Consider the following 11508-nt stretch of genomic DNA (forward strand, 5'->3'; position numbering starts at 1 on the left):
TTACAACTGTTTGCTTTATAAGAAAAAAATGTGATTTCACCAAGAGAGGAGGACGCCCGTGAACATTGTTGTTTGTATGAAACGCGTGCCGGACACAGCGGCGAAAATCCGTGTGAGTTCTAACGGAAAAACTATTGATGAGAGCGGAATTGAGTATGTAATCAATCCATATGACGAGTATGCAATAGAAGAAGCATTGCGTATAAAGGAAAAATCAGGCGGAGAGGTTATAATCCTTACCCTTGATTCAAGCGATGCACAGCCTGTAGTAAGGAATGCACTTGCCATGGGAGCAGACCGTGCCGTTCTGCTCAAGTGCGCAGCAAAGCCGGTTGATTCACTTGCCACTGCGCAGGCTCTAGCGGCAGGTCTTAAGGAGCTTAATGCAGATATTATCCTTATGGGAAAGCAGGCTGTTGATTATGATAACCTGCAGGTAGGACCTATGGTGGGCCAGCTTTTAGGAATTCCTTGTGTGAGTGTAATAACAAAACTTGAGATAGCTGACGGCAAAGCAGTTGCAAGACGCCAGATTGAGGGAGGCGAAGAAGTCGTTGAGACAACATTGCCTGCTATATTCACAGCGCAAAAGGGATTGAATGAACCAAGATATGCTTCACTTAAAGGTATAATGGCAGCAAAGAAAAAGAGCCTTGTTGAAAAAGATGCACAGTCTGCAGAGGAGTGTATTGAAGTTTTAAAGATGGAAATACCTCCTGCAAGAAAAGGCGGCAGAATAGTAGGGCAGGGCATTGATGCAGTTCCTGAGCTTGTAAAATTACTCCAGTTTGAAGCTAAAGTACTATGATTAAAAGAGATCGGAGGAGAATCTGATGGCTAATATACTTGTATTTGCAGAACAGAGAGACGGAAAATTCAAAAAAAGCGCCTATGAAGTTATCGGTGCTGCTAAGAATATAGCATCACAGATTGGCGGGCAGGTGGTTGCTCTTGTGGTTGGTTCTGGAATTGAAGGAATCGCAGGAGAGCTTGCAGGATACGGTGCAGACAAGATAGTAGTAGCTGACAATGAAGTCCTTAAGCTTTATTCTACGGCCGGATATTCAGCCGCTGTTGTTGAAGCAGTGAAAAAGAACGATGCGGGTTGCGTTCTAATGCCGGCATCATTCATGGGAAAAGATTTGGCCCCTGCTGTTGCTGCAGCGCTGGGAACAGCATCTGCAACTGATGCAATCGGGATTGAGGTGGCTGATGGAGCTGTCGTTGCTACAAGGCCGGTTTATGGCGGCAAGAGCCTTGTAAAGGTAAAGTCTAAGAAGGCTCCTTTTATAGTGACATTGCGGCCTAATGTTTTTCCTGTACCTCAGAAAGATGAATCCAAAAGTGCAGCAATTGAAAAGATAGATGCCCATATAAGCGCAGACAGCATCAAGGCAAAGGTAAAAGAAGTTGTTGCCGGAGCTGCCGGAAAGCTTGACCTTACAGAAGCTTCTATAATAGTAGCAGGCGGAAGAGGAATGAAGGGTCCTGAAGGATTTAAAGTGCTTGAGGAACTCGCTGATGCAATCGGAGGAGTAGTCGGTGCGTCAAGGTCTGCTGTTGATGCCGGATGGATAAGCCAGGCTGACCAGGTCGGGCAGACGGGAAAGGTTGTTTCACCTACCCTTTATATTGCCTGCGGTATTTCAGGTGCAATACAGCATCTGGCAGGAATGTCATCTTCAAAGTGCATTGTAGCAATAAACAAGGATCCGGAAGCGCCGATTTTTCAGATTGCAGATTTCGGCATAGTAGGAGACCTGTTTGAAGTTGTCCCTGCCCTGAAGGCTGAAATCAAGAAAGCTGTCGGAGGCTGATACTTTAGCAGGAATACCTGGAAGGGTTGAAAAAATAGGAGAGCGAGATGGATGAAGAAACTTTGAAATTCGATGCCATAGTCGTTGGAGGCGGGCCTTCAGGAATGTGCGCTGCGTATACGATGGCAAAGGCAGGGATGGATGTTGCAGTGATCGAGCGCGGGGAATATCCCGGTTCAAAAAACCTTTTCGGAGGTATTCTATTTACCACCATTCTCAACAAGCTGATACCGAATTTCTGGGAAGAGGCTCCTGTTGAGCGGAATGTAATAAGCAGGAAGTTTTCATACCTCACAGAGGACAGTCAGCTCGCAGTGGAGCTTAAAACAGAGCAATATAACAAGCCTCCTTATAATAATACATTCACTGTTCTTAGATCCAAGTTTGACAGGTGGTTTTCAGAAAAAACTGAATCGATATTCAATGAGAATTCCTTTGTCTTCAGCGGATTTACAGTGATTGATGTCATTAAAGAGGGGCATAAGATAATAGGTGTAGTGACGGACAAGGAAGGTCCCATGTATGCCGATGTTATTATCTGCGCAGAAGGAGCAAACTCTCTTCTTGCAGAAAAAGCAGGGCTAAAGAAAAAGCCTGAGCCGCATGATATGGTGACAGGGGTTAAAGAGGTAATAGCTCTTCCTTCTGAAATAATCAATGACAGATTTGCGCTTGCCGGGAATGAGGGGGTAGCAATTGAATTCTTCGGTAAGGCAGTTGAGGGAATGGTAGGCGGTGCGTTTATATACACTAACAAGGAAAGCCTTTCAGTCGGGATTTCCTGTTCGATTGTAGATTTTACCCACAAGAATATTAATCCTAATGAAGTGCTTGATAAGTTCAAAGAACATCCTTCTGTTAAAAATCTGCTGCGCGGCGGTGAGACAATAGAATATTCAGCCCACATGATACCAGAATTCGGATATGACAAACTGCCTGACCTTGTTTCGCATGGAATAATGCTGGTTGGCGATAGTGCCGGATTTGTCAATACCTCTCACTATCATGAAGGCTCAAATCTTGCCATGGCATCTGGTGTGATGGCAGGAGAGACTGCGATAATTGCAAAACAGAAAGGTGATTTTTCTGCTGAAACTCTTTCTCTTTATAAAGAAAAGCTTAATGACAGTTTTGTGATGAAAGATATGAAAAATTTCAGACGTGCAGCGAAATTCCTCCATGCTAATCCGCAGGTACTGAATGATTATCCCACAACAATGGTCCAGAGTATGGTTGACTACTTCACCATAAGCGAACGTTCGAAGGTGGAAATAAGAAAGGATGTTATAGGCGGCTTGATTATGGATGTGAAATTTATTAAGATGATGTGGGATATGAATAAAGCGAGAAAGGTACTGCTATGAATATAGAAGAAGCCTTAAAAGAACCCAAAAAACTTACTCTGGAAGATAAGCTTTTTACGGTAAAGTATAATCCTGCGAAGGAGAGCCATATAAAGGTAGACAACGAGATTTGCAAAAAATGTACTACTAACCGCATATGCCTTACAATATGCCCGGCAAAGGTTTACGAACTTGAAGAAGGACATACTGAAGTGCATGTGTCCTTTGAGAATTGTCTTGAATGCGGGACATGCCGCGTTGCCTGCACAGATAATGCAATTGACTGGCGTTGCCCTCAGGGTGGCATGGGGGTTTGTTACAGATTTGGTTGATAAATCCTAATGGCTTGGCTGTCCAGCTCCAGCACTGAAAAGCAGGTGCTTTCCGCTGGAGCAACCAAGCCATTGAAAAGTATACCTCAAATATACGTTTAAATTGTTTAAGAAATATTATCCTGATAAGTTTGGTGCGTCAAAAACCGTACTATTTCGTCAACAAATTGTATTCCCTCATAGCATGTTTTGAAAAATAAGTTTAAATAAACATCATAATATCATGTATAATCAGCTAATCTTAGATGGCATGAGGCGTTATTTCTAGTGGCATGGATTTTGCGTATGCAGGCAATATATGTCAAAAAAATATCTTATTCCATTAATTATTTTTTTCGTTTTCTGTTCCTATTCAACAAATTCATATGCCAATGGTTTTATTATAGGGGAGCAGGATGCAGAAGCGATGGGGGGAGCAAGCGCGTTTGCTGCACGTGCTGACAATCCATCAGCCATCTTTTATAACCCAGCCGGCATTACCCAGCTTGACGGAACGAATGCGACCCTTGGGACAACCCTTGTAACTGTAAAAACAACTTACCATAAGCCGGGAACCGGAATAAAGAGTTCCAATAAGGACAGGGTTGATACTCCCGGATATTTTTATATTACCAAAAAAATAAATGACAAAATCTCAGCAGGTTTTGGTTTTTATCAGCCCTATGGACTTGCTTCAGACTGGCAAAGCGACTGGCCTGGAAGACATATAGTTACTTATGCAATGCTGAGGACATTTTACTTCAACCCTGTCATTGCCTGGCAGGTCAATAAAAATCTTTCCGTCGCTGCAGGGGCTATAGGAGTCTATTCAGATGTCACGCTTAACAGCAGGCTTGTTTATAAGAATCTTGCTGAGGCTAACGGTTCCCCTATTGTCCCGAAAGGTGCATTAGATGGAGTCGAAGGACATTCAAAACTTAAGGGAGACGGGGGAGGAGCAGGAGTAAATTTAGGTCTTCTTTACAAGGTGAATGATGATTGGAAAATAGGAGTTTCCTACAGGTCTCCTGTGAGGGTAAGATATTTTGGTGAAGCTGATTTCAAGCATTCAGACAGCACGATTCATCCGCTGGTGGCAATTATAAATGCAACAACAGCAAATTCAGAGGTGCAGACCAAGATTACCATGCCTCCGCAATTACTTGCAGGTGTATCTTACAGCGGATTTAAAGATTTAACTTTAGAATTTGATCTTGACTGGCGCGGCTGGTCGCAGTTTGACACTCTGCGAATACGGTTTGCCGAAAAGGCAGACAACAGGATCAGTCTTGGCTCGCACTGGAAAGACACAATAACTTACAGGGCAGGGATGGAATACAAACTGAATGATTCTGTAGCTTTGCGTGCAGGCTACGCTTATGATCCGACTGCGATAAGGAATAATAGACTTGACCCTCTTGTCCCGGATTCCGATAAGCATGCTGTCACTCTTGGGGTAGGTTATAAAATGGGAAACTGGAAATTTGACATCGCTGATATGGCTTTATTTTTTAACACTGCGTCAACGCATACAGCAAAAGCAGGATTCAACAATATGTTCGATTTCAAAGCAAAGTATAAATCGTTTGCAAATCTGGCATCAATGAGTGTGAGTTATAAATTTTAACTGGAAACTAACGGGAGGGTTTTTATGAAGCATAGAAGTTTGGTTGTTGCAGTATTATTAGTTGTCTTCTGTTTGACCTCTGCAGGTATACATGCTGCGGATCCTTCATACAGGTATAAACCGGCAAAACCATTTGCAGGGAAATTTAAAGGAACAATTGATCCGTACACCATTGTTTACACAATAACACAGAAAGGTAGTGATATTTCAGGTTCGATACAGACTTTACTTGATGGAACGAATGTACTGCCATTGACTTTTACAGGTACGATTGGCGTGAGTGGTAAGACAGCTGATATAAATCTAATAGGCACACAGAGCCTTACTACAAGCGACACGGTAAAAATTAAATTGATTGAAAAGGGAAAGAAATTTATCAAGATGCAGTATAGAGATGATGATACAGGTGATCCGATAGGAGACTATGTTAAATACAAACGTGTAAAATAGAGCAGCAACCCCCCACCCCGGCAGGGCAGGCTCGCCGCATAGTCTGCCCTGCTTTTTTTATCTTAATTAGCTATTTGCCGCTTCTTTCCTTGTTCAATTTTTTATACATATTTATACATGTGACAGGCGTGGGATTAACGCCTCGTAATATTGAGAGATAATAACTTGTCCAGTCACCGAGGTAACAGAGAGACATAATCGAAGAGAGAACTGACTCCTCGTCATTGGATATTTCAATTATTGCAGACCCGGAGTTCCTCATTATCTCAAGCGCTACATCTATTGACCTTCTAAGTGAAGGACTTTCAGCTTTTGAACGAAGGGCAAATATTACATTAGCTCTGTTTTTTTCAGGATCATCAGCTATGCCTATTATCTCATTGTGGCAAAGTTCCGGGAATGTATTGAAGAAAATATTGAGCTTTGCATTCTCATTTATCTGGGTTTTCCAGCGCAGCGCAGCTGCCCGCGTGTGTTTCTCGGAACCTAGAACAAATATTCTCTTGTCCATAATGCTCACTGCATATTTCTTTGCCCTGTTTTCAGGGCATGGAGATGAGAGGGTGTACATTTCACGAAGTTTTTTTAGAGTGTTCCTTGTTGCCTTAATGTCTTCTGTATTGATACATCCCGGAAAAAGAGAAGCAAATAGATGGAGTAGGGGGTTGAGAAGATTCCCTATGGCAGTACGTGGCATTAGACTGTCGTTTATTTTGATATAGGGAATCGAAAGCTTTGATGCTTTTTCTTTTAACTCGCCGCCGTTTGACAGCGCCACGATTTTGGATTTTCTTTTTATGCATTCATCTAATAATGCAAGGGTCTCTTCAGTGTTGCCGGAGTAGCTGATTATAACTGCCAGTGTTGAACTGTCAACAAAGGAAGGAATATAGAAATCCTTTACTACCCTTAATGGTATATTTAGAGAATTCGCTGTTATTGTTTCAATGATATCTCCGCTTATACCTGAGCCCCCCATTCCTCCGATAAGAATATTTCTAGCTTTTCCGTATTCAACCGGGACCGTACATTGTAGCTCGTCCGTAAAGTTTTGGGGCAGACCATCAAGTTCTTTATACATGCTGTCAATGTCAATATTATGTATTCCCTTAAGATTATTTAACAATTTCTCCGGCATTTTTCGCCTCCCATTGGAAAACTATTATTTGTGATTTGAAAATAGCAGGGGGAATACATTGCGTCAAGTAAGCAGTTTAAGAAAATATTATTAAATAATTGTAAAAACAATTTTACATATTAACCATAATTTTCTATTGATTGTTCTATATTGCTAATTTTTAAATAAACAAAATATTAAAGGAGGATTAAGTTATGGAATGGGAAACAGAGGCAAAAGAAGTTGTGGACATGATCCCTGTACCGGAAGTCATAAAGAATATGACGATTCTTTATGCAGAAAAACTGGCACGGGCAAAGAAAAGTAAAAAAGTAACTATGGATGAGGTCAACGAGACAAGGGATGCTTATTTTGAGATGCTTGGCGACAGCTATAAGAAAAAAATATGCTGTGCCCGCGAGGAAGGGAAAACCGATGATGATGTTGATCCGGAGATAACACTTAACAAAGGTCCGGTGCTTTATCGTGTAGAGATGTGCCACCAGAGATTCTTTGGATGTCCCCGTCAGGTAATAGATGTCAAAAAAGTCGGCAAAATGGTCAAAGACAAACTTGAAGAGATAAAACTGACCGAAATAATTGCTGATAAGACAGATGAGCCGTTCATGCCGCACAATTTTTTTACTGTTTCAATTTCTTCATGTCCCAACAACTGTTCAGCCGCCGAGACAAAAGATTTCGGAATGTACGGAGTAATTGAACCGGAAGTTGACCAGGAAGCATGTACAAGGTGCGGTAAATGCATAGAGGCATGTCCTGATGATGCGATTCTTATCAAGCATGATAAGCTTAAGATAAACAGGCGTTCCTGCGTTATCTGCGGAGCATGTGTAGAGGCTTGTCCTGTTGGAGCAATCAAGAATAAACGTCAGGGAGTAAGGGTGCTTGTCGGGGGAAGGTTTGGAAGGTGGCATACAGACGGCAAAGAACTTTTCAAGAATGAGCCTCTTGAGACAGCTATGAAAGCTATTGAAGCATCAGTTGACCTTATCAAAACAGAGGCAGGCCCCCATGAACATCTGTATCATCTTATAAACAGACTTGGGATTAAGCCGTTGCACGACAAGATTATGTAAGAATAGCAAATTCTTTTGAAAAAAGAACGGCAGGAAGAATTAAATTTCCTGCCGTTTCCTTTTTTTAACTTACTTTTTTCCTCTTTTTCTCCACATAATCAACTAATATGAATTTTCCAAGGTCTGATGGAGATGTGTAAAAAGCCCGTCCTTTATTGATTCTTGTCATTTCCTGAATGAATGCCTGAAGGGAAGGAGTGCTGTCCAACATGAAGGTGTTTATAACTATATCGCTTTTTGTACAGCGGTTGACTTCCTTTAAAGTTTCCCTGCATGCCCGCGGGCTGACTCCTCCAAATCCCATCGGCCACTCAAAGTGAAGCTGGCTGTTATGATAATACGCAGTAGGCTGTCCGTCTGTTATGAGAATTATCTGCTTGTTTATTGAACGGTGTCTTGCAATAAGCTCTGAGCCGAGCTTTAAACCATCCTGGAGATTCGTGAAGGCATTCCCCATATCGCGGCTTCCGTCAACGAGCATAAGATGGGGCAATTCTTTTTTTGTTATGAGCCTTGCCCTTGAGGAAAAGCCGACTATGTAAAAATTGTCTTTCGGGAATTTGGTGCTTATGAGATGGTCAAGTGCAATCGCAACCCTCTTGGCACCAGTAAACCTTCCACTCCATGCCATGGAAAAACTCATGTCTATAAGAAGAACAGTGGTTGAATGTGTAGTATAGTCAACATCGTAAACCTCAAAGTCACGGTCGCTTATTCTTAATGATTTACCCGAGCCCTCTCTCTTTATGGAGTTCATGAGGGTTGCGCCTATATGTATATTAAAAGGATCCCCAAATTCGTATTTCTTAATAGAATCCGGTTTTATTGTCCCCACTCCTGAGATTGTGGTTTCATGGATGCCGAACTGGTCTTTCTTGAGATTTGAGTAAATGCTTTCAAGTGCAGTCTGTCCTATTTTTCTTATTCCCTTGGGAGTAAGGCTGATTCCTCCCTCTGTGCTAAGGTAGCCCGCTTTCTCAAGCTTATTCACCGTTGACTGAAGATACTCGAATATCTCTGCAAGAGCAGGGTCAAGAAAGAACTTCATATCTTCAATGTTTATCTGCAGAAAATCTCCTTTTTTCATATCAGCCTGAAGTTTTTCAAGGCGTTTAAATTCTTTCATTATCTCTACAGCTTCATCAAAGTTGACCGGATTCTCGCCATAAAAATCATCTTTGTGCTGGTCGAGAAAATCCTCAAGCTGACGCAGATCTTCATGCTTTCTCAGGAGTTTTTCAAATGATGATTTTGCTTTTGCGCTTTTAAACTCATGTGATTTAAGCGATTCAATTGATTTACTCAGAGGCTTAGGCAGGTTTTCAATCCAGAACTTTTGCTCAGCCAGTTCTCGCTGTGAGCCTTTATGCTTTTTCTCAAGATCCTTGATTTCTTCCCCTAAGATATCGCTGATTTCCTTTTCTATGTCATCTAAAGCATAGTCCATGTTGAACTGCTTGAAGTATTCCTCTTTGAGGGATGACAGATAGTCTGTGTACTCATCCATGGACATAAGATTGATATCAGGATGTTCATTCAGATACTGGATTATCATCCATTGGAGAGCTGCATTTATGTCGCCTTCTTTGAGAAGGAACTCTGCGAACTCGTTGAACAGGGCATCTTCATTAAAGTCGGTCTCAGCCTGAGTTCCGTCCCACTCTGAGTAATGGAATTTTTTCATTTGTAGATTATTTTGCCTCCGGCTTCGTTCTTGTTAAGTTTATTATAAAGATGCAGGCCTTCGAAGATAAATTCAACGCTTGATGCGATTATGCCATTGCTTGCTGAACCATTTACAAGTTGCGATACATTTTCTTTGAGCCCGTCGATCTTTGAAAGGCACTCAAGATATTCTGAGGATGGCATAGTGTCCGATACTTCAACAACCCATCCGTTTTTGAAGCAGTCGACAACTTTTGAAAGTTTTTCAGGAGTAAAGTGCCTGTCAAAGACCTTCCTTACCGCCTTTGTTATTATTTTTTGGATAATGTCACTGTCTTTCTTGTCTTCACCCATATATTCAAACTCGAGTTTCCCGTTTGTGGATGCATAAAGGGCATGAAAATCGCTTATACGGGGAACGATTTCATTTTCACCGTTTAATATTGCTCTTTTCTCAGCATTGCTTAAGATGTTTTCATAGTTAGTAATAGTAAGACGAACGCTTACCCCGGATCTCTGGCTTACTTCAGGGCTATGACGGGCTGTGAATGTCAATTCTCCGATGATATCCTTTATGAATTGCGGAACATTATCCTTGGGCCTGTCTGCGAACGTGGTTTTTTCCTGCTCCATTATAGATATTTCTGTTTCGAGATCCTTCGGGTAATGAGTTCTTATCTGTGACTCAAAGCGGTCTTTAAGGGGAGTTATTATCCTTCCACGGCTAGTGTAGTCTTCTGGATTTGCGCTTGCCACGATACAGATGTCAAGGGGGAGTCTTATTTTATAGCCTTTTATCTGGACATCTCCCTCCTCCATTATGTTGAAGAGTCCAACCTGGACTTTCTCCTGAAGGTCAGGGAGTTCGTTTATCGCGAAGATTCCCCTGTTCGTGCGGGGGATGAGTCCAAAATGGATAGTGAGTTCATCTGAAAGATATCTTCCTTCGGCCACTTTTATAGGGTCTATCTCTCCGATTAAATCTGCTATGGAGACGTCAGGGGTAGCAAGTTTTTCCGAGTACCTGCTCTCGCGTGACAGCCATGTTATCTTAACATTGTCACCATCTTTTTTTACTTTCTCGCAGCACTCGGCACATATTGGCCTTAAAGGGTCATCTCCTATCTCGCAGCCTGCAATGACCGGAATGAAAGGATCCAAAAGATTTGTGAGAGACCTTATCATGCGGGTTTTTCCCTGTCCGCGCTCGCCGAGGAAAATCATGTGATGCCCCGACAATATCGCATTTTCGAGATGAGGGATTACAGTCTCATCATAGCCTATAATTCCGGGGAAAAGTCTCTCTTTGCTCTTGAGAGCTCTTATAAGATTAAAACGCATTTCCTCGCGGATAGGTTTAGAAACGTACCCGGATGCTTTTAGTTCACCTATTGTTTTTACATTTTTCATTAATATGATTTCTCCAGAGTTTGTTTGAAAAATAATTTCATATAAAGCTGTAAAGTTATAAAATACTAATTATTTTAATATTGTTTTGTCAAACGCAAAAGGGGTACTGAATCTCTATTCCCGCGGCAGAAAAGTTTAATCATGATTGAAATGATTGTCATACCTAAAATAACCGCTTCAAGTTTTTTTATAATTGTATTCAAAAACAATGGAAACTGGAAACAGTCATCTGTAATCAAGAGACCAAGAAGAACTGTTATAAGCACAGGCACTGATTTTCCGGAATAGAGAAGAAGTTTTTCTGAGGTTAACAGCCTGAAGGGGCAGTATCCGGTTATAAAAAAAACAAATAACAAAGAAAAAGATGTTAGAAGAAAGAAGCTTGTTTTCCCTGTAAGGCAAAAAAGAAGGAGAAGCGAGAATCTGTAAAAGAAGTCCGCTAATATGTCAAAGTGCGCTCCTTCAGTTGTTGTAAGAGAGAGCTTCCTGGCAATTACGCCATCTGCAATATCAGAACCGACGATAATAATAAAAACAAACAACCCTGCTAATGCTGAGAAAGCTTCTTTCAATATCACCGCTCTTGCGCAGAAAATAACTGCCAGCGGGGTAAGCAGCATCCTTCCGGCAGTTATTAAATTTGGCAGACTTGAAGGAATCTTTGTAAACAC

Annotated in this window: 11 protein-coding genes; 7 read left to right on the top strand and 4 right to left on the bottom strand. The window is 41.6% G+C overall.

The genetic code is table 11. The features are described 5' to 3' along the window. The first annotated feature begins 58 nt into the window (after window positions 1-58). From HZA77_07085 to HZA77_07110, 6 genes are all read left to right on the top strand, one after another. Complete coding sequence (locus tag HZA77_07085; protein MBI5375182.1) at window positions 59-808, top strand: electron transfer flavoprotein subunit beta/FixA family protein; 750 nt, start codon at window positions 59-61, stop codon at window positions 806-808. Between the two features lie 22 nt (window positions 809-830). Beyond that, a complete protein-coding gene (locus tag HZA77_07090; protein MBI5375183.1) occupies window positions 831-1817 on the top strand; it encodes an electron transfer flavoprotein subunit alpha/FixB family protein in 987 nt (328 codons plus the stop codon). A 47-nt stretch (window positions 1818-1864) separates the two neighbouring features. After that, a complete protein-coding gene (locus HZA77_07095) occupies window positions 1865-3181 on the top strand; it encodes an NAD(P)-binding protein (GenBank protein MBI5375184.1) in 1317 nt (438 codons plus the stop codon). Next, window positions 3178-3492, top strand: coding sequence for a 4Fe-4S dicluster domain-containing protein (locus HZA77_07100; GenBank protein MBI5375185.1), 315 nt, complete (start codon window positions 3178-3180; stop codon window positions 3490-3492). Before HZA77_07095 ends, HZA77_07100 begins: the two co-directional genes overlap by 4 nt. 298 nt (window positions 3493-3790) lie before the next feature. Then, a complete protein-coding gene (locus HZA77_07105) occupies window positions 3791-5098 on the top strand; it encodes an outer membrane protein transport protein (GenBank protein ID MBI5375186.1) in 1308 nt (435 codons plus the stop codon). Window positions 5099-5122: 24 nt separating this feature from the next. After that, window positions 5123-5548, top strand: coding sequence for a hypothetical protein (locus tag HZA77_07110; GenBank protein ID MBI5375187.1), 426 nt, complete (start codon window positions 5123-5125; stop codon window positions 5546-5548). Window positions 5549-5618: 70 nt separating this feature from the next. Here the strand turns inward: HZA77_07110 and HZA77_07115 are convergent, their stop codons facing one another. After that, a complete protein-coding gene (locus HZA77_07115) occupies window positions 5619-6686 on the bottom strand; it encodes a bifunctional phosphoglucose/phosphomannose isomerase (protein MBI5375188.1) in 1068 nt (355 codons plus the stop codon). Between the two features lie 194 nt (window positions 6687-6880). Between HZA77_07115 and HZA77_07120 the strand changes: the two genes are divergently transcribed. After that, a complete protein-coding gene (locus HZA77_07120; GenBank protein ID MBI5375189.1) occupies window positions 6881-7762 on the top strand; it encodes a 4Fe-4S binding protein in 882 nt (293 codons plus the stop codon). Window positions 7763-7826: 64 nt separating this feature from the next. On the opposite strand, the gene HZA77_07125 is transcribed toward HZA77_07120, so the two are convergent. The 3 genes from HZA77_07125 to HZA77_07135 form a co-directional block, all read right to left on the bottom strand. Next, window positions 7827-9446, bottom strand: a complete 1620-nt coding sequence (locus HZA77_07125) for a VWA domain-containing protein (GenBank protein ID MBI5375190.1) — start codon at window positions 9444-9446, stop codon at window positions 7827-7829. Beyond that, a complete protein-coding gene (locus HZA77_07130) occupies window positions 9443-10837 on the bottom strand; it encodes a magnesium chelatase (protein ID MBI5375191.1) in 1395 nt (464 codons plus the stop codon). Before HZA77_07130 ends, HZA77_07125 begins: the two co-directional genes overlap by 4 nt. Window positions 10838-10911: 74 nt before the next feature. Further along, entirely contained in the window at window positions 10912-11508 is a 597-nt protein-coding gene (locus tag HZA77_07135; protein ID MBI5375192.1) for a CDP-alcohol phosphatidyltransferase family protein, read from the bottom strand.

The organism is Candidatus Schekmanbacteria bacterium (assembly GCA_016219965.1).
Classification (GTDB): Bacteria; Schekmanbacteria; GWA2-38-11; order GWA2-38-11; family J061; genus JACRJM01.

Bases quoted from the DNA above. Each gene is read 5' to 3' on its own strand.
- HZA77_07110 (MBI5375187.1), top strand. From the start codon at position 5,123: ATGAAGCATAGAAGTTTGGTTGTTGCAGTATTATTAGTTGTCTTCTGT.
- HZA77_07095 (MBI5375184.1), top strand. From the start codon at position 1,865: ATGGATGAAGAAACTTTGAAATTCGATGCCATAGTCGTTGGAGGCGGG.
- HZA77_07120 (MBI5375189.1), top strand. From the start codon at position 6,881: ATGGAATGGGAAACAGAGGCAAAAGAAGTTGTGGACATGATCCCTGTA.
- HZA77_07125 (MBI5375190.1), bottom strand. From the start codon at position 9,446: ATGAAAAAATTCCATTACTCAGAGTGGGACGGAACTCAGGCTGAGACC.
- HZA77_07105 (MBI5375186.1), top strand. From the start codon at position 3,791: ATGTCAAAAAAATATCTTATTCCATTAATTATTTTTTTCGTTTTCTGT.
- HZA77_07100 (MBI5375185.1), top strand. From the start codon at position 3,178: ATGAATATAGAAGAAGCCTTAAAAGAACCCAAAAAACTTACTCTGGAA.
- HZA77_07115 (MBI5375188.1), bottom strand. From the start codon at position 6,686: ATGCCGGAGAAATTGTTAAATAATCTTAAGGGAATACATAATATTGAC.
- HZA77_07130 (MBI5375191.1), bottom strand. From the start codon at position 10,837: ATGAAAAATGTAAAAACAATAGGTGAACTAAAAGCATCCGGGTACGTT.